Source organism: Streptomyces sp. NPDC051740, assembly GCF_044453165.1.
GTDB classification, from domain to species: Bacteria; Actinomycetota; Actinomycetes; order Streptomycetales; family Streptomycetaceae; genus Streptomyces; species Streptomyces atrovirens.
In genome coordinates, this window is sequence record NZ_JBITCL010000028.1 from 44,138 (window position 1) to 62,515 (window position 18,378).

Sequence of the window (18,378 nt, forward strand, 5' to 3'; positions counted from 1 at the left end):
CACCCGTGCCGCTGGGGGCACCTCCCAGGCCCTTCAGGCACTGGGGGAGGCACGACTGCCCGCAGTGGCACAGGGGGTCACGAGGTCCCGGTGGTGAGGTGTTCCGGACGGACCGGGGTTCTGTTCAATTCCAGGCCCGTGGCGTCGCGGATGGCTGCCAGGACAGCGGGAGTCGAGGACAGGGTGGGGGCCTCGCCGACGCCCCGCAGGCCGTAGGGGGCGTGGTCGTCGGCGAGTTCCAGGACGTCGACGGGGATGGTCGGGGTGTCGAGGATGGTGGGGATGAGGTAGTCCGTGAAGGACGGGTTGCGTACCTTCGCGGTCCTCGGGTCGACGACGATCTCCTCCATGACCGCCACGCCCAGGCCCTGGGTGGTGCCACCCTGGATCTGGCCGATGACGGACAGCGGGTTGAGCGCCTTGCCGACGTCCTGCGCGCAGGCCAGTTCGACGACCTTCACCAGACCGAGTTCGGTGTCGACCTCGACGACGGCGCGGTGCGCGGCGAAGGAGTACTGGACGTGGCCGTTGCCCTGGCCGGTGCGCAGGTCGAAGGGTTCGGTCGGCCGGTGCCGCCACTCCTCCTCGACCTCGACGGCCTCGTCGCCGAGGACGTCCACCAGGTCGGCGAGGACCTCGCCGCCGTCGGTGACGACCTTGCCGCCCTCCAGCAGGAGTTCGGCACTCGCCCAGGCCGGGTGGTACGGCCCGAACCTGCGCCGGCCGAGTTCCAGCACCCGCTCACGGACCAGTTCGCAGGCGTTCCTGACCGCGCCGCCGGTGACGTACGTCTGCCTCGACGCGGAGGTCGAGCCGGCCGACCCCACCCGGGTGTCGGCCGGGTGGATGGTCACCTGGCCGACGCCCAGCTCGGTGCGGGCGATCTGCGCGTGGACGGTGACACCGCCCTGGCCGACCTCCGCCATCGCGGTGTGCACGGTGGCGACCGGCTCCCCGCCGACCACCTCCATCCGCACCCGCGCGGTGGAGTAGTCGTCGAAGCCCTCGGAGAAGCCGACGTTCTTGATGCCGACCGCGTAGCCGACACCCCGTACGACACCTTCGCCGTGGGTGGTGTTGGACAGGCCGCCCGGGAGCTGGCGCACGTCGGCGCCCTCGCTGGACTCCCACTGGCGCTCCGGCGGCATGGGCATCGCCTTGACGCGGCGCAGGAGTTCGGCGACCGGTGCCGGGGAGTCGACGGGCTGCCCGGTGGGCATGAGCGTGCCCTGCTCCATGGCGTTGCGCTGCCGCAGCTCCACCGGGTCGATGCCGAGCCGCGCCGCCAGCTTGTCCATCTGCGCCTCGTACGCGAAGCACGCCTGGACCGCGCCGAAGCCGCGCATGGCGCCGCAGGGCGGGTTGTTGGTGTAGAGGGCGACGGCCTCGATGTCGACGTCGTCGACGACGTACGGTCCGACGCCGAGCGAGGAGGCGTTGCCGACCACGGCCGGGGAGGCGGAGGCGTACGCGCCGCCGTCGAGGACGATGCGGCACTTGACGTGGGTCAGCTTGCCGTCGCGGGTGGCGCCGTGCTCGTAGAAGAGCTTGGCCGGGTGGCGGTGGACGTGGCCGAAGAAGGACTCGAAGCGGTTGTAGACGATCTTGACGGGCCTGCCGGTGCGCAGGGCGAGCAGGCAGGCGTGGATCTGCATCGACAGGTCCTCGCGTCCGCCGAACGCGCCGCCTACGCCGGCCAGGGTCATCCGTACCCTGTCCTCGGGCAGGCCGAGGACGGGGGCGATCTGGCGCAGGTCGGAGTGGAGCCACTGGGTGGCGATGTAGAGGTGGACGCCGCCGTCCTCCTCGGGCACGGCGAGGCCGGACTCGGGGCCGAGGAAGGCCTGGTCCTGCATGCCGAAGGTGTACTCGCCCTCGACGATCACGTCCGCGCGGCGCCGGGCCGCGTCCACGTCGCCGCGCACGATGGGCTGGCGGTGGACGATGTTGGGGTGCGGGACGTGGCCGCTGTGGTGGTCGTCGCGGTTCTCGTGGACGAGGACCGCGTCGGGTGCGGTGGCGGAGGCCTCGTCGGTGATGACGGGGAGGTCGCGGTAGTCGACCTTGATCCTGGCGGCGGCGCGGCGGGCGGTCTCCGGGTGGTCGGCGGCGACGATCGCGACCGGTTCGCCGTGGTGGCGGACCTTGCCGTGCGCGAGGACGGGGGTGTCCTGGATCTCCAGGCCGTAGTTCTTCACGTCGGTCGGCAGGTCGTCGTACGTCATCACGGCGTGGACGCCGGGGGTGGCGAGGGCCTCACCGGTGTCGATCGACACGATCTCGGCGTGGGCGACGGTGGAGCGCAGGATGTGGCCCCACAACATGTCCTCGTGCCACATGTCGGAGGAGTACGCGAACTCGCCGGTGACCTTGAGGGTGCCGTCCGGGCGGAGGGTGGACTCGCCGATGCCGCCCTTGGTGCCCGAGCCCTGCGTGATCTTGGTGGGAACACCGTTCGTCGGCATGCTCAGACCCCCTCGGACTGGCGGGCGGCGGCCAGGCGGACCGCGTCCATGATCTTCTCGTAGCCGGTGCAGCGGCACAGGTTGCCCGACAGGGCCTCACGGATGTCCGCGTCGGTCGGGTCGGGGTCGCGCTCCAGCATCTCGTCGGCGGCGACCAGCAGACCCGGCGTGCAGAACCCGCACTGGACGGCGCCGGCGTCGATGAACGCCTGCTGGACCGGGGAGAGTCCGCCGCCCTCGCCGGTCCGCGAGTCGGTGCCCCCGGCCTGCCGGCCCTTGGCCTCGTCCAGTGAGGTGCCGCACGTGCCGGTACCGCGGGAGCGCTGCTCGGCGAAGTCCGCCAGGCCCTCCACGGTGACGACCTCGCGCCCCTGGACCTGACCGGCGGCGACGAGGCAGGAGCACACGGGCACGCCGTCGAGGCGGACGGTGCACGATCCGCACTCGCCCTGCTCGCAGGCGTTCTTGGAACCGGGCAGGCCGAGCCGCTCGCGCAGCACGTACAGCAGGGACTCGCCCTCCCAGACGTCGTCGGCCTCCTGGGGGCGTCCGTTGACGGTGAAGTCGATGCGCATTACGCGGCTCCCTCCGTGGTGCGGCGGGCGCCGCGGTACGACTCCCAGGTCCAGGTCAGGGTGCGGCGGGCCATGACACCGACCGCGTGCCGGCGGTAGCCCGCAGTGCCGCGCACGTCGTCGATCGGGTTGCAGGCGCCGGCGCACAGGTCCGCGAACCGCTTGGCGACGGACGGTGTGATGATCTTCCCGTTGTCCCAGAAGCCGCCCTCCTCCAGCGCCGCGTTCAGGAACTCCTCGGCGGCCCGCGCCCGGACGGGGGTGGGAGCGGCCGAGCCGATTCCCGTCCGCACCGTCCGCGTCCCGGGGTGCAGGGCAAGGCCGAAGGCGCACACGGCGATGACCATGGCGTTGCGGGTGCCGACCTTGGAGTACTGCTGGGGGCCGTCGGCCTTCTTGATGTGGACGGCGCGGATCAGCTCGTCGGGCGCCAGCGCGTTGCGCTTCACGCCGGTGTAGAACGCGTCGATGGGGATGCGGCGCGACCCGCGCACCGACTCGGCCTCGACCTCGGCGCCGGCGGCGAGCAGCGCCGGGTGGGCGTCGCCGGCCGGGGAGGCGGTACCGAGGTTGCCGCCGACGCCGCCGCGGTTGCGGATCTGCGGGGAGGCGACCGTGTGGGAGGCGAGGGCGAGGCCCGGCAGCTCGGCGCGCAGGTGCTCCATGATCTTCGAATACGGGACGGAGGCGCCGAGCCGTACGCTGTCCTCGCCGACCTCCCACTCGTACAGGTCACCGACGCGGTTCAGGTCCATCAGGTACTCGGGCCGGCGGTGGTCGAAGTTGATCTCGACCATCACGTCGGTGCCACCCGCGATCGGCACAGCGGCGGGGTGCTCGGCCTTCGCGGCGAGCGCCTCCTCCCAGCTGGCGGGGCGAAGGAAGTCCATGACCGGCTCTCTTCTTCGTCTCGTGGGGCGTACGGATCAAGCCAATCCGTGTGCGGCGGGCCCGGCTCGTTCCTGTGCGGTTCACTCGGAGTGCGGCCAGTACACCGCCGCGCGCTCCGCGGGGGTCAGTCACGGAAACCATGAAGGAGTTGGCTGGCCAGCGCAGGCATCTTGTAGATTCGTATGAACGGAGGCCCTCTGTAACCTCCCCACCTTCCTCCGGAAACAGGGGACACGGTCCAGGACACGGCCGACACCGCTGATCAGCCACCCGACGGGCCCTCTCCGGAAGATCCCCCCACGGGCCACCACAGCCATCGAGACAAGAAACGACGGAGACGAGAATGCGGCTGCGCGCACTGCTGGACACCGACGCGCTGGGCCTGAAGCTGCTCTGCGGCGAGGACGAGCTGGAACGCGGTGTGCGCGGGGTGATGACCACCGATCTGCGGGACCCCAGCCGCTATCTCTCCGGCGGGGAACTGGTGCTCACGGGCCTGGCCTGGCGCCGGGACGCGGCGGACTCCGAACCGTTCGTACGGATCCTGGCGCAGGCCGGGGTGGCCGCCGTCGCGGCCGGTACGGCGGAGCTGGGCGACGTGCCGGACGACCTGGTCGTGGCCTGCGCACGGCACCGGCTGCCGCTGTTCGCGGTGCACGAGTCGGTGGCCTTCGCGACCATCACCGAGCACGTCGTGCGGCAGGTGTCCGGCGAGCGCGCCGGGGACCTGGCGGCCGTGGTGGACCGGCACCGGCGGATGATGACCTCCGGTCCGGCGGGCGGCGGCCCCGAGGTCGTACTGGACCTGCTCGGTTCCGACCTGGACCTGCGGGCCTGGCTGCTGTCGCCCACCGGCCGGCTGATCGCGGGCTCGAAGGCCGCCGGGGCGCGGGAGGCGGAGCCGGCGCTGCCCGCCGACGTGTGCGCACGGCTCGCCGCGGAGCAGCTCGCGGCCTCCCGCAGCGGCCGGCCCGGCCCGCACCGGGTCGCGCTGGGCCAGACGACGTACAGCCTCTTCCCGGTGCGCGGCGGCGGGCGTTCCGCGCCGACGTCGCGCGACGTGCGCGAGACGGTGCTGTCGGACTGGGTGCTGGCGGTCGAGGCGGACGCCGGGGACTGGGCCGGGGAGCGGCTGGACCTGCTGCACGGCGTCACCCAGCTGATCGCCGTCGAGCGGGACCGCAGGGACGCGGCGCGCACGGTGCGGCGGCGGCTCGCGCAGGAGGTGCTGGAGCTGGTGCAGACCGGCGCCGCGCCCGCCGAGATCGCGGCGCGGCTGCGGGTGGCCGCGCCGGTGCTGCTGCCCGGGCTCGGGACCGCGCCGCACTGGCAGGTCGTGGTGGCCCGCGTCGACTGGGACGGCGGGGAGGTCGACGGCGGGCCGGTGGCCCAGGCGCTGCTGGAGGAGATCCTGGTCGACCCGGCGTCGACGGGGCCCGAGCACTCCGACCGCATCGCGGTGGCCCACACCGGCGACGAGGCGATCGCCCTCGTACCGCTGCCCTCGGTGACCGGCGGGCACGACGACTCCGGTACGGGGATCCACGCCGACGCGCTCCTCGCGTCCGTGCGCGACCCGCTCACCGCCGGGCTCGGCGACGACGGCCGGCTCACCCTCGGCGTCTCCGCCGCCGTGCACTCGGCGGAGGGGCTGCGCGGGGCGCTGGAGGAGGCGCGGCACGCCCGGCGCGTGGCCGCGGCCCGCCAGGGCCGGGTCTGCGCGGCCGGCCACCAGGAGCTGGCCTCGCACGTCCTGCTGCTGCCCTTCGTCCCCGACGACGTACGGCGTGCCTTCACCGCCCGCCTCCTCGACCCGCTGCGGGACTACGACCGCCGGCACCGCGCCGAGCTGATCCCCACCCTGGAGGCGTTCCTCGACTGCGACGGTTCCTGGACCCGCTGCGCGTCCCGTCTCCACCTGCACGTCAACACGCTGCGCTACCGCGTCGGCCGCATCGAACAGCTGACGGGCCGTGACCTGTCCCGGCTGGAGGACAAGCTGGACTTCTTCCTCGCGCTGCGGATGAGCTGAACCCGTCCGGACCCGGGCCCGCGATTCGGGCCCGTGATCCAGGACTTTGTGAAATCCTTCACCCACCCTCTTGGCCGGGCCCGGTGGTTCGTGCTGAGATGCGGCCACCACTCAACAGCTCGATGGCGTGCTCGGGGAGGGCAACGTGGCGCATACCGCCATGTCCGGTGACGGAACGACCGCCGATGACGATCCCCTCCAGACGGCGGTGTGGCGCCTGCGCTCCCGCGCCTGCTGGGCCGACGCCGCCGCCCTGCTCGAACCCGCCGGCCCCGACACGGCGCTGCAGCGGGCGTCGCTGCTGGTGGAGCGGTGCCTGTACACCGAGGCGGGGTGGGGGGAGGCCGAGGACGCGCTGCGCACGGCCGAGGCGCTGGCGCACACGGACGACGAGCGGGGGGCGGCCGCTTGTGAACGCGGGTACTTGGCCTACGCCGCCACCCTGTTCGCCGTACGCGACCGGGCGGACGAGGCGCGGGCCGCGCTCGGCCGGGCGGCGGCGCTGATCGCTCCTGGAGCGGTGGGGCGGGCCCTGCTGGACTTCCGGCGCGGCCTGATCGCCGAGAACCTCACCCGGTCGCCGCAGGCGGCACGGGCCGCGTACCGCCGCGCCCACGCGGGCGCCACCGCACACGCCGACCCGCTGCTGCTGTCGTCCACCTGGCGCCATCTGGCCGGACTGGCGCTGCGCGAAGGCGAGTTGGCCGAAGCCCGGCACGGCTTCGCCGAATCCCTCCGCATCCGCGAGGAGTTGGGCTACCTCGTCGGTACGGCCCCCGCCCTGGTCTCCCTCGCCGACACGGAGACCGAGCCGGAGGCCTCCCGCCTCCGTGAGGAGGCCCGTCGCCTCTTCCGCCTCCTGGGAGGCGTTCCCACGTGGCTCGCCCGCCAACTGGCGCCGCCGGGGGCTGCCACGGCGTAGGGGTTTCTCGCCCCCGCCGCCCCTTCCCGTCCCGAACCCGGGGCTCCGCCCCGGACCCCGCTCCTCAAACGCCGGAGGGGCTGGAGACAGCCCGTCCGGCGTTTGAGGACGAGGCCCGTTCAGGGCCGAAGGGGGTCCGGGGGCGCAGCCCCCGGGGACGGGACGGGAAGGGGCGGCGGGGGCGCACCAACCCCGTGCGCTCACACCGCCCCGTTGAAATGCTCCCCCACCAGCGACCGCACCACATCGAAATCCCCCGCGATCAACGCGTCCAGCAGGGCCGTGTGCTCATGGGCGTCAGCCACCAGCTCCGCCCGCCCGCGGCCACCGGGAGCACCCCCCACCAGGGGCCACTGCGCACGCCGGTGCAGATCCTCGGCGATGCGGACCAGCTGCTCGTTGCCCGCGAGCGCGAGCACCGCCCGGTGAAAGGCCCGATCGGCCTCCGCGTACGTGGCCCGGCACCCGGACGACGCCGCCCGAACCGTGGCCTCCGCCAGCGGCCGCAACTCGGCCCACCGCTCGACGGACACCGTCCGCGCCAGCCGCATCATCACCGGCACCTCGATCAACGCCCGGATCTCGGCGAGCTCGGCCAGCTCCCGCGCCCCCCGCTCGACGACCCGGAACCCCCGGTTGGGCACGACCTCGACCGCACCCTCCAGCGTGAGCTGCTGCATCGCCTCCCGGACCGGCGTCGCGGAAACCCCGAACCGCTCCGCCAGCGCAGGGGCCGAGTACACCTCACCGGGCAGCAGATCGCCCGTCACCAGCGCGGTGCGCAGGGCGTCGAGGACCTGCCCGCGCACGGAGGACCGCCGGACGACGGCCCGGGGCCGCGGAAGGGCGGTTTCGCCGTGCGTGTGCTCACCGCGCGCGGCACCCCCCTCGGCGCAGCCCGGCCGGTCACGCCGATCACGTTCCGGCTCCGCGTCCTGCGCCGCCGGCTGGACGGGAACCCGGAACCGCCCCATGGCGGCGGGCCCGGTCACCGCGTCCCCCGTCACGGCGGACCCCTGCGTGCCCTGCTTCACAAGGTCCTCCTGCGGACGTTTCGGTACTTGAGGTCATTACGGCGGGTTGTCACCTGTCCGTCAAGCACCCTAAGCGCACGGGGGCACCGGTTCACATCGCCACGATGTTCGGTAAGGTGAGCCTTACCTTTATTGCCCTGCTTCCCAAGACGTGAAGGGGTGGTCCCATGCCCGTGCCCGGTTCGGCCGTCGCGGACGCGTACGCCCGCCTGGCGGAGGCCCTCCCCGCCCTGGCCGTCACCGAACTCGGCACCGGCGAGGCGGCACCCACGGGCGGCGGCTGGGTCGCCGCGTCCGGTCTCGCCGAGGGCGGGTCCGAGCTGGAGCATTTCCTCACCTGGGACGACACCCAGGTGCTGCGGGACTACGGGCAGCAGGGCCGCCCGGACGTGATCGCCAGCTTCGGCCTGCACCGCTACGCCTGGCCCGCCTGCCTGCTGATCACCGTGCCGTGGTTCCTGCACCGCCGCGTGCCGTACTACCCCGTGACGCACGTCTCGTTCGACCGCACCGCCGCCGGCCTCGCCGTGGGCCGCATGGCCGTACGGCCCGACGGCTTCGCCTGCCTGCCCGGCGACCCCGCCGCCGCGCTGCCCGGTGCCCGCGTGGTGCCCGACGAGGACGCGCTGCGGGCGGAGGTGCGCACGGCGGTCGCCCAGCACCTCGAACCCGTGCTGAACGGCTTCGGCCCCCGGATGCGGCGTCGCGGCCGGGCCCTGTGGGGCATGGCGACCGACGAGATCGTCGAGAGCCTGCGGTACGTCTCCCAGCTGCTCGGCGAGGAGGAGCGGGGACTGCGGGAGCTGGAGCTGCTGCTGCCGGGCGCGACCAAGCCGTACGTCGGCGCGGCGGCCTTCCGCCGGCCGACCGGGCCCGACGGGGAGCCGGCACCCGTCACCCGGGACCGGGTGAGCTGCTGCATGTTCTACACCCTGCGCCCCGCGGACATCTGCGCCACCTGCCCGCGCACCTGCGCCACCGGAGGGACCGGGAAGCGGGCCCCCGAACTGGTCGCGCAGGCGAGTTGACGCCGCGCCGGGCGCCGGCACCCCCGCCCGGCGCGTAAGATCATCCGGTCAGCGGGCCGCAGAGGTCACGGGGGATTCACAATTCCCCCACCCGTCACGGGAACTTTCCGTGGAACCACCCGTACGGGTAGTCTTATTCGAACTCAACTCCTGCCCTTCACGCGGCAGTTCGAGCAGAACGCCGCCCTGGGCACCCCCCTCGCACCTCCTTGGCGGCCTCTTGCCCCGAAACCCCCTGAGGGCCAATGGAGTTGGGCCACTATGGCGGGCGTTACGCCCTATCCCAATGCAAGGGACCCCTAGATGAGACTGACCGACATATCGCTGAACTGGCTGCTTCCGGGCGCCGTACTGCTCCTGGGCATGCTGACGGCGGTGGCGGTGCTGGCGCGCGGGAAGCGCTCCTCGGTCAAGAGCACGAGCGCGGACGACTCGTGGGAGCGCAGCGAGGAACGACGCAGGCGCAAGGAGGCCCTCTACGGCACCGTCTCCTACGTCCTGCTGTTCTGCTGTGCGGCGGTGGCCGCCGCGCTCTCCTTCCACGGCCTGGTCGGCTTCGGCGAACAGAACCTCGGCCTGTCCGGCGGCTGGCAGTACCTCGTCCCCTTCGGCCTGGACGGCGCGGCGATGTTCTGCTCGGTGCTCGCCGTGCGCGAGGCCAGCCACGGTGACGCGGCCCTCGGCTCGCGGATACTGGTGTGGACGTTCGCCTTCGCGGCGGCCTGGTTCAACTGGGTGCACGCTCCCCGGGGCCTCGGACACGATGGCGCCCCGCACTTCTTCGCGGGCATGTCCCTGTCGGCGGCGGTCCTGTTCGACCGCGCGCTGAAGCAGACCCGCCGGGCCGCCCTGCGCGAACAGGGCCTGGTGCCGCGCCCGTTGCCGCAGATCCGTATCGTCCGCTGGCTGCGCGCCCCCCGGGAGACGTACGGGGCCTGGTCGCTGATGCTGCTGGAGAACGTGCGCAGCCTCGACGAGGCGGTCGAGGAAGTACGCGAGGACAAGGCCCGCAAGGAGACGGCGAAGCAGCGCAGGCGGGACCAGCAGCGCGTGGAGCGGGCCCGGCTGAAGGCGATCAGCCGTGGCCACCGCGGTTTCGTGGGCCGGGGCGGCGGACGCGAACTGGAGGCGCCCACGGTGGAGCGCGACTCCGACATGGTCTCCGCGGAGCCTGCCATACCGGCGCCGGAGGCCCTGCCCGTCCGCGCGCGTCCCTCCCTGCAGCCGGTACGCACCGGCGCTGACCCGAAGACCGTCGACCTCACCGCCGAGGACGACACCCAGGCCCTGCCGCGCCTGGACTCCCTGGAGCGCAAGCTCAAGGACCTGGAGCAGCAGTTCGGCTGACGCCCCGACGCGGCCTGAAGGGTGCGGACCGCACCCTTCAGGCCGCGTCCGCGTCGAGTTCGAACCAGACGGACTTGCCCACCCGGTGCTTCCTGACGCCCCATCCGTCGGCGAGGGACTCGACCAGCACCAGGCCCCTCCCGTGCGTGCCGTCGTCCACGCTCGGCACCCGCGGCCGGGGTCCGCCGTCCACGAAGTCCCTTACCTCCACCCGTAATCCACGCGGCCCGACGGTGACCGTGAGGACCGCCTCGTAGCCGGTGTGGACGAGCGCGTTGGTGACGAGCTCACTGGTGAGCAGTTCCGCGACCTCGGAGCGCTCCGGTGTCCCCCAGTGTCTGAGCAGTTCCCGCAACGCCCTGCGGGACTCGGGCACAGCCCGCAGATCCGCACGCCCCAGTGTGCGCCTCAGCCGATCCGCCGAAGCCTGACTCTTCATGGCCCCCGCCCGCGTGCCGATGTCGATTCCCCCTGTACTCGAACACCTTCACGGGAATCCTTGCCCGGTCGGCCACCCGCCAGTCATGCCGGACGGTCACGAACGGTAGTTGGCCGAAGTGCGACGGCCACGCAGATGGACACACGCGCGCACGGGGCCGTCCTGCCTCACGGCCGGGGTACGTTGCGCAGGTTGGAGCGGGCCATCTGCACCATCCGGCCGACCCCGCCGTCCAGCACCATCTTGGAGGCGGACAGGGCGAAACCGGTCACCATCTCCTTGCTGATCCTCGGCGGGATGGACAGCGCGTTGGGGTCGGTGACGATGTCGACGAGGGCCGGACCCTTGTGCCTGAACGCGGACTTCAGCGCCCCGGCGAGCTCCTTCGGCTTCTCCACCCGCACCCCGTGGGCGCCGCACGCGCGGGCGACGGCGGCGAAATCGGGGTTCTTCATGGCGGTGCCGTGCGAGGGCAGCCCGGCGACCAGCATCTCCAACTCGACCATGCTCAGCGAGGAGTTGTTGAACAGGATCACCTTCACCGGCAGGTCGTACTGCACCAGGGTGAGGAAGTCCCCCATCATCATGGTGAACCCGCCGTCGCCGGACATCGACACGACCTGCCGGCCCCGGTCGGTGAACTGCGCCCCGATCGCCATCGGCAGCGCGTTCGCCATCGAGCCGTGGGAGAAGGAACCGATCACCCGGCGGCGGCCGTTGGGCGAGATGTAGCGGGCCGCCCAGACGTTGCACATGCCGGTGTCGACGGTGAACACGGCGTCGTCGTCGGCCATCTCGTCCAGTACGGACGCCACGTACTCGGGGTGGATCGGCACATGCTTTTCCACCTTCCGCGTGTACGCCTTCACCACCCCCTCCAGCGCGTCCGCGTGCTTCTTCAGCATCCGGTCGAGGAACTTCCGGCTGTCCTTGGTGCGGACCCGCGGCGTCAGACAGCGCAGCGTCTCCTTCACGTCGCCCCACACCGCGAGGTCCAGCCTGGAGCGCCGGCCGAGGTTCTCGGGCCGCACGTCGACCTGGACGATCCTCACGTCGTCGGGCAGGAAGGCGTTGTACGGGAAGTCGGTGCCGAGCAGGATCAGCAGGTCGCACTCGTGGGTGGCCTCGTAGGCGGCGCCGTAGCCGAGCAGTCCGCTCATACCGACGTCGTACGGGTTGTCGTACTGGATCCACTCCTTGCCGCGCAGGGCGTGCCCGACCGGGGACTTGGTCTTCTGGGCGAACTCCATGACCTCGGCGTGCGCGCCCTTGGTGCCGGCGCCGCAGAACAGCGTGACCTTCTCCGCCTCGTCGATCATGTCGACGAGCCGGTCGATCTCGGCGTCGCCGGGGCGGACCGTGGGCCGGGAGGTGACGAGCGCGGTCTCCAGGGGCTTCTCGGGGGCGGCGTGGTCGGCGATGTCACCCGGGAGGGTGACGACGCTGACGCCGGAGCGGCCGACGGCGTGCTGGATGGCGGTCTGCAGCAGCCGGGGCATCTGCTGCGGGCTGGAGATCATCTCGCTGTAGTGGCTGCACTCGCGGAACAGCTGGTCGGGATGGGTCTCCTGGAAGTAGCCGAGGCCGATCTCGCTGGACGGGATGTGGGAGGCGAGGGCGAGGACCGGGGCCATGGAGCGGTGGGCGTCGTACAGGCCGTTGATGAGGTGGAGGTTGCCGGGCCCGCAGGAGCCGGCGCAGGCGCCCAGTCTGCCGGTGATCTGGGCCTCGGCGCCGGCGGCGAAGGCGGCGGTCTCCTCGTGCCGTACGTGGATCCAGTCGATGGCGGAGTTGCGGCGCACGGCGTCGACGACGGGGTTGAGGCTGTCGCCGACGACGCCGTAGAGACGTTTGACCCCCGCGCGGGTGAGGATGTCGACGAACTGCTCCGCTACGTTCTGTTTGGCCATGGCTTCCGTCTGCCCCTCGGGTGTCGAAGATGCCTGACGGGTTCCATGAATTCACACGGCGCGCGCTCACGCCTCCCAAACGGCGACGGCCGTACGGTCGTCCGCGTACCCCTTGACCCTCACCTGGGTGTCGGCGAGGAACGCGGCGAGGCCGGGCGGCCCGGGGCGGGACCACCGGTCGGCGAGGTGGGCGCGGAGCTCCCGCTCGCCGCGCAGGGGGTCGGCGAGGCCGGTCCCGCACATCAGCAGGGTGTCACCCGGGCGGGCTATGGAGGTGCGGAAGCGGAAGGGCTCGCGGGGCGGTCCGGGGGCGGGCTCGTACGGGCTCGGGGGTGTGGGGATGCCCAGGTCCATGGTGAGGCGGTCACCGTCGGGGGTCTCGGCGGGCGGCGAGCCGAAACCGACCACGGGTTCGCCCTTGGCCTCGGTGACCTCGGGTTCGATGTCCTGCCACGCGCCGTTCCGCAGCCGGAACAGTCCGCCGGGGCCGACGCCGAAGAAGACCCGGGTGCGGCACTCGGGGTCGGCGGGCAGCAGGAGGCAGCGCAGGGTGGCCGTGTGGGCGTCGGGTTCGAGGCCCTGCTCGGCCGCGGCGGCGCGGAGCCTGCCGAGGCTGCGGTCGGTGAGGCGGTGCAGGCCGGACTTGAGGTCGCCGCGCCGGGCGGCCCTGATGTCGTCGACGAGACGGGCGTGGCTGCGGCCCACCGCCTCGCCGATCCACCGGCAGGCCTCGGCGGCGGCCCGGTGGGCGCCGGGCGCGCTCCGGGCGCCGGTCGCCAGCGCCACGAGGACGAGGGCCCGCTGCCCCGTTCCGAACCGGGCGGTCAGCAGGGCGTCGCGGCGGGGTTCGCCCCGGTAGCGCGCGGAGTCCCCGCGCACGGAGGCGGCGCGCAGGGTGCAGGCCCCGTAGCGGGCCCCGTCCAGCACGGTGTCCGGGACCAGGCCGTCCAGTTCGTCGGGGTCGGCCGGCGGGAGGGCGGTGGGCTCGGGGTCGTAGGTGGGCGGCCGGGATCCCACGTGGGCGCGGGACGGGAGCGGGTCCGGGAGTGGTCCGAGGCGGGAGGGCCGGGGGGCGGAGCCGTCCGCGGACTCCGGGACCGGTGGGGCCGTGGGTGGTGGCGGGGGCGCGGTGGCGGGGGTCCAGGGGCCGTAGGCCGTGCCGGAGGTGGGGGAGGCCGGGGGCGGCGACGGGTGCGGCTCGGGCGGGGGGAACGCGGACGCGGCGGGCGGGGGTCCCCAGGGGGCGCGGGGCGGGGCGTCGGCGGGTCGTGGCGGGAGGCCCGCCGACGTGTCGGGGGCCGGGCGGGGATCCGGGACCGTCGGCGTGGAACGTAAGCCGTCCGGGGCAAGGCCACCCACCGGCGCGGGACCACCCGCCGGAACGGAACCACCCGCCGCCGCGGGACCGTCCGCGTTCAGTGTGCCGGACGCCGAGGCGAAGCGGTCGTCCAGGGAATCGGGCGCCGGTACGGGGCCCGTGTCATCGGTGGCGTCGTCGTACAGCTGCCCCCACCAGTCGTCCTCCGGACCGGTGGGCCTTCCCCCCTGCTGGCTCATGTCACCGATTGTCCACCGCGCGGGCCGGATGGAAACGGGGCATCGGGAAAATCCCCCGTCCCGCACCACACCCGGGACGGCTGTGCGACAGGGGGCGCCGCGGCCCGTTCCCGTCCTGCGCCGCTCCCCGGACTCCCGCACCCTGGAAGGATGGGAGCGTGGGACCTCCTGCTCGCCGGACTGGTGCTCCTGCTCGGACTGTACGGAGTGCTGCTGCCAGGGGTGCCCGGGTCGTGGCTGGTGTGGGCCGGGGTCCTGTGGTGGGCGCTGAAGGATCCGCGGCCCGTCGCGTGGTGGGTGTGCGTGGGGGCGACCGTCGTGCTGTTGCTGTCCCAGGTGGTGCGCTGGATGCTGCCGCCGCGCCGGCTGCGGGCGGCCGGCGACGACGCCCGGATGCTGGCGTACGCGGGCTGCGGCTCGTTCCTGGGTTTCGTGCTGCTGCCCGTGATCGGCGCGGTTCCGGGCTTTCTCGCCGGGATCTACGTCTTCGAACGGCTGCGCCTCGGCCGCCACGGCGAGGCGGTCGCGGCGCTGCGCACGGCGCTGCGCTCGGGGGGCTGGAGCGTGCTGACGGAGCTGTTCACCTGCCAGTTGATCACGGCGGCGTGGCTGGGCGCGGTGCTCTGGGGCTGAGCCCCCGGCTCACGGCAGCGGCACGCCCTCGTGGGTGAGCAGCCGCACCTTGCGCTCCAGCCCGCCGGCGTATCCGGTCAGCGAGCCGTCGGCGCCGATCACCCGGTGGCAGGGGCGGACGATGAGCAGCGGGTTCGCGCCGATCGCGCCGCCGACGGCCCGTACGGCGGCCCTCGGGGCGCCGATCCGGGCCGCGATCTCGCCGTAGGAGACGGTCTTCCCGTAGGGGACGTCGTCGAGCGCGGCCCACACCTTCTCCCGGAACGGGGTGCCGGTGGCGCTCACGGCCAGCCGGAACTCCTTGAGGTCGCCGGCGAAGTACGCGGTGAGCTGCCGCTCGGCCTCGCGGAACGGTCCGGTGTCCCGCCGCCAGTCGTCCGCGGGCGTGCGCCCGCCCTTCTGTCCGGGCACGGACAGCGAGGTCAGCTCGCCGGTCGGGGCGGCGGTGAGCAGCAGCGGTCCGACGGGGCTGTCCACACGCGTCCAGTAGGTGGTCGTGGTCGTCATGGTTACTCCAACTCCCCTGCGGCGCGCAGGTGGTTCAGGGCGTACGAGCGCCAGGGGCGCCAGCTTTCGGGAAGGCCGGATCCGGGCGGGGCCACGTCCGGGTCGCCGAGCGCGCGGGTGCGGATCCCGGCGATCGTACGGGCGTCGAGGCCGGGGACGGCGGCCAGGGCGGTCCGGGCTTCGTCCCGGTCGGCGCCGGGTCCGAGGCGTACGGTGCCGTCGGCGAGGGCGGCGGTGAGCGCGCCCAGGGTGCCGTCGGGCTCGGCCCCGGCGAGGACGGCGGCTTCGGGGAACAGGTGGGTGAGGGTGCCGCAGGGGGCGTCGAGCCGCTTGCCGTACCGCTGGACGAGCCGTGCGGCCTCGTCGCGGCCCACCAGCGCGCGCACCGCCAGTTCGTCCGGGTCGGCTGCTCCCGGTGAGCGCAGTCCGGGCCGGGCGGCGACCAGTGGGGCGAGGCGGGTGTCGGCACCGAGTCGTTCGTCGACGGCGTACGGGTCGGCGTCCAGGTCGAACAGCCGTCGCAGGCGTTGTACGGCGGTGGTCAGGTCGCGGGGGTCGGTGAGGTGGACGCGGGCGTCGAGCCAGCCGCCGGGCCGGCCGCGTGGCTCGTCGACGGCGGCGATGCCCGTGCCGTAGGGCAGGCGGAGCGTCCGCCGGTAGGTGCGGGTGCCCGGGGTGCCGCTCATGTCCTCGACGCCGGGGACGGCCTCGCGTTCCAGCAGGTCGAAGACGGGTTCCGCCCGGTAAGGGCCGCGGTGGGCGAGCCGCAGGGGGATTCCGGCGGACGGGGTGGCGGTGCGTGCCCGGCCCCGGTGGGGCGCGGAGGCGCGCAGTTCGCTGGGGGTGGTGGCGTACACGGCCCGTACGGTGTCGTTGAACTGCCGCACGCTGGCGAATCCGGCGGCGAAGGCGATCTCGGTGACCGGCAGCCCGGTGGTCTGCAGGAGTACGCGCGCGGCGTGCGCCCGCTGGGCGCGGGCGAGCGCGACGGGCCCGGCGCCGAGCTCGCCGGTGAGCTGGCGCTGCACCTGGCGGGCGCTGTAGCCGAGCCGTGCGGCGAGCCCGGCGACGCCCTCGCGGTCGACGACGCCGTCGGCGATCATCCGCATGGCCCGGCCGACGACGTCGGCCCGCACGTTCCACTCGGCGGAGCCGGGCACGGCGTCCGGGCGGCAGCGCCGGCAGGCACGGAACCCGGACCCCTGCGCGGCGGCGGCGGTCGCGAAGAACCGCACGTTGCGCCGCTTCGGGGTGACGGCGGGGCAGCTGGGCCGGCAGTAGATGCCGGTCGTCTCCACGGCGAAGAAGAACGCCCCGTCGAACCGGGCGTCCCGGCTGCGCACCGCCTCGTACCTGCTGTCCTCGTCCTTCATACCGTCCAGTCTCCGCCGGCCGGGGAGCCCCGGCTGGCGGAAATCGGACATGGAGGTGCCGCTACCGCAGGCGGCCCCGCTTGGCCTCCATCGCCGCCCTGCCGATGGCGCCCTTGCGCTTCCAGTCCTTGCGGATCTCCGCGCGGAGCCTGGCGTCGGTCTTGGCGACGACGTACTGGTTCTCCCGGAGCAGCTTGCGGTAGCTCTCCAGACGGCGCTGCGGCAGGTCACCGGTCTCGATGGCGTCGAGGACGGCACAGCCCGGTTCGCTCTCGTGGGCGCAGTCCTGGAACCGGCAGCGCTCGGCGAGCTCCTCGATCTCGGCGAACACCTGACCGACGCCGGTGGAGGCGTCCCACAGGCCGACGCCCCTGAGGCCCGGTGTGTCGATGAGGACTCCCCCGCCGGGCAGCGCCAGCAGGTTGCGGGTGGTCGTGGTGTGGCGTCCCTTGCCGTCGACGTCCCGGATGGCCTGGACGTCCATCACGTCCTCGCCGAGGAGCGCGTTGGCCAGGGTGGACTTGCCGGCGCCGGACTGCCCGAGCAGCACCGACGTGCCGCCGGCCGTGATCGCGGTGAGGACGTCGAGCCCGTCCCCGTCCCTGGCGCTGACGGTGAGCACCGGTACGCCCGGCGCGCTGATCTCCACGTCCTGGACGAGGTGCGCCCGGGTCACCGCGTCCGGCACCAGGTCGGCCTTGGTGAGGACGACCACCGGCTGCGCCCCGGACTCCCAGGCGAGCGCGAGGAAGCGTTCGATCCGGGCCAGGTCGAGTTCGGCGGCGAGGGAGACGGCGACGACGGCGTGGTCGACGTTGGCGGCGAGGATCTGCCCCTCGGACCGCTTGGAGGAGGTGGAGCGCACGAAGGCGGTACGGCGTGGCAGGTACGCGCGTACGTAGCGGGGGTTCCCTCCGGGTTCGACGGCGACCCAGTCGCCCGTGCAGACGACCCGCAGGGGGTCGTGCGGGGTGACGAAGGCGGTGTCGGCGCGCAGGGTGCCGCCGGCGGTGACGACGTCGCACTGGCCGCGGTCGACCCGGATCACACGGCCGGGCAGCAGCCCTTCCGCGTCGTAGGGGGCGAACTCGTCCGCCCAGGCGTCGTCCCAGCCGTAGGGGGCGAGCGCGGAGGAGACGGGGGTGGAAGTGGAGTTCAAGGGGGTGACCCTTCAGGTGGGTGGCCCCGGCACCGCGTCCTTGGACACGGAAAGAAACAGGTGAGGTCAGCCGGCGGCCACAGAGGTGGACTTGACGAACTTCCGGATGCGGGCAGCGCCCAACGCAACGACAGCCATCGGTCAACACCTCCAGGTCACACGCAGCGAACAGCGGCGGCACGGAACAGCCGCGGGAACGAGCACGACCCTAGCCGCCCGACCCGACGACGCACCAGCGATTTTTCGGCGCGGCACCTCGGTGGGGCGGGGCCGCACTGCCCGCGGCCGGTGCGCGGCACGCTCGGCGTGGACCCGCCGGCTCCCCGTACGGGCCCGGCCGCCTGCGCCCGTACGGCGTGCTGACCTCGCCCCGTCCCGCGGGAGGACCCTGAACGCAGGCCGGACGAGTGCCGGCGGAGCACCGCCGGTTCCTGGCGAGTCCGGACCGTCCCGATCCCTGGCTGCGTGGAGGAGGCGACCGGCCCGGTGCGGGCCGCTCTCGGCGG

15 protein-coding genes are annotated in these 18,378 nt (G+C 73.4%); 5 read left to right on the forward strand and 10 right to left on the reverse strand.

What is annotated here, in order from left to right:
• Positions 1-77 precede the first annotated feature (77 nt).
• The 3 genes from pucD to ACIA6T_RS31820 are packed head-to-tail and all read right to left on the reverse strand — an operon-like array spanning position 78 to position 3,930.
• A complete protein-coding gene (gene pucD, locus ACIA6T_RS31810; protein WP_399449978.1) occupies positions 78-2,465 on the reverse strand; it encodes a xanthine dehydrogenase subunit D in 2,388 nt (795 codons plus the stop codon).
• A 2-nt stretch (positions 2,466-2,467) separates the two neighbouring features.
• A complete protein-coding gene (locus ACIA6T_RS31815; protein ID WP_399449980.1) occupies positions 2,468-3,040 on the reverse strand; it encodes a (2Fe-2S)-binding protein in 573 nt (190 codons plus the stop codon).
• A complete protein-coding gene (locus ACIA6T_RS31820; RefSeq protein WP_399449981.1) occupies positions 3,040-3,930 on the reverse strand; it encodes an FAD binding domain-containing protein in 891 nt (296 codons plus the stop codon). The genes ACIA6T_RS31815 and ACIA6T_RS31820 overlap by 1 nt, the downstream gene beginning before the upstream one ends.
• Before the next feature lie 344 nt (positions 3,931-4,274).
• Here ACIA6T_RS31820 and ACIA6T_RS31825 point away from each other — a divergent pair, with 344 nt between their 5' ends.
• Positions 4,275-5,963: a PucR family transcriptional regulator gene (locus ACIA6T_RS31825; RefSeq protein ID WP_399449982.1), complete on the forward strand. Its 1,689-nt coding sequence runs from the start codon at positions 4,275-4,277 to the stop codon at positions 5,961-5,963.
• Between the two features lie 160 nt (positions 5,964-6,123).
• On the forward strand, positions 6,124-6,885 hold the full coding sequence (locus ACIA6T_RS31830; RefSeq protein ID WP_399450013.1) for a hypothetical protein: 762 nt from the start codon (positions 6,124-6,126) through the stop codon (positions 6,883-6,885).
• A 200-nt stretch (positions 6,886-7,085) separates the two neighbouring features.
• Here ACIA6T_RS31830 and ACIA6T_RS31835 read toward each other — a convergent pair whose 3' ends face one another.
• The gene (locus tag ACIA6T_RS31835; protein ID WP_399449983.1) at positions 7,086-7,919 is read right to left on the reverse strand and encodes a GntR family transcriptional regulator; all 834 of its coding nucleotides are present in this window, start codon (positions 7,917-7,919) and stop codon (positions 7,086-7,088) included.
• Between the two features lie 167 nt (positions 7,920-8,086).
• On the opposite strand from ACIA6T_RS31835, the gene ACIA6T_RS31840 reads away from it, so the two are divergent.
• Positions 8,087-8,947: a (2Fe-2S)-binding protein gene (locus ACIA6T_RS31840; protein WP_399449984.1), complete on the forward strand. Its 861-nt coding sequence runs from the start codon at positions 8,087-8,089 to the stop codon at positions 8,945-8,947.
• A 303-nt stretch (positions 8,948-9,250) separates the two neighbouring features.
• Positions 9,251-10,294 carry a DUF2637 domain-containing protein gene (locus tag ACIA6T_RS31845; protein WP_399449985.1) on the forward strand — a complete coding sequence of 348 codons (1,044 nt, stop codon included), beginning with the start codon at positions 9,251-9,253 and terminating at the stop codon, positions 10,292-10,294.
• A 37-nt stretch (positions 10,295-10,331) separates the two neighbouring features.
• On the opposite strand, the gene ACIA6T_RS31850 is transcribed toward ACIA6T_RS31845, so the two are convergent.
• The 3 genes from ACIA6T_RS31850 to ACIA6T_RS31860 form a co-directional block, all read right to left on the reverse strand.
• Positions 10,332-10,733, reverse strand: coding sequence for an ATP-binding protein (locus tag ACIA6T_RS31850; protein WP_399449986.1), 402 nt, complete (start codon positions 10,731-10,733; stop codon positions 10,332-10,334).
• Between the two features lie 167 nt (positions 10,734-10,900).
• A complete protein-coding gene (locus tag ACIA6T_RS31855; RefSeq protein ID WP_399449987.1) occupies positions 10,901-12,643 on the reverse strand; it encodes a pyruvate dehydrogenase in 1,743 nt (580 codons plus the stop codon).
• A 66-nt stretch (positions 12,644-12,709) separates the two neighbouring features.
• Positions 12,710-14,200 carry a protein phosphatase 2C domain-containing protein gene (locus ACIA6T_RS31860; protein ID WP_399449988.1) on the reverse strand — a complete coding sequence of 497 codons (1,491 nt, stop codon included), beginning with the start codon at positions 14,198-14,200 and terminating at the stop codon, positions 12,710-12,712.
• A gap of 150 nt (positions 14,201-14,350) precedes the next feature.
• Here ACIA6T_RS31860 and ACIA6T_RS31865 point away from each other — a divergent pair, with 150 nt between their 5' ends.
• Entirely contained in the window at positions 14,351-14,833 is a 483-nt protein-coding gene (locus ACIA6T_RS31865) for a DUF456 domain-containing protein (RefSeq protein WP_399449989.1), read from the forward strand.
• 9 nt (positions 14,834-14,842) lie between these two features.
• Here ACIA6T_RS31865 and ACIA6T_RS31870 read toward each other — a convergent pair whose 3' ends face one another.
• From ACIA6T_RS31870 to rsgA, 3 genes are all read right to left on the reverse strand, one after another.
• On the reverse strand, positions 14,843-15,340 hold the full coding sequence (locus ACIA6T_RS31870; RefSeq protein WP_399449990.1) for a methylated-DNA--[protein]-cysteine S-methyltransferase: 498 nt from the start codon (positions 15,338-15,340) through the stop codon (positions 14,843-14,845).
• A gap of 2 nt (positions 15,341-15,342) precedes the next feature.
• Positions 15,343-16,713, reverse strand: a complete 1,371-nt coding sequence (locus tag ACIA6T_RS31875; protein ID WP_399449991.1) for a DNA-3-methyladenine glycosylase 2 family protein — start codon at positions 16,711-16,713, stop codon at positions 15,343-15,345.
• Positions 16,714-16,774: 61 nt separating this feature from the next.
• Positions 16,775-17,872: a ribosome small subunit-dependent GTPase A gene (gene rsgA / locus ACIA6T_RS31880; protein WP_399449992.1), complete on the reverse strand. Its 1,098-nt coding sequence runs from the start codon at positions 17,870-17,872 to the stop codon at positions 16,775-16,777.
• Positions 17,873-18,378: the final 506 nt, after the last annotated feature.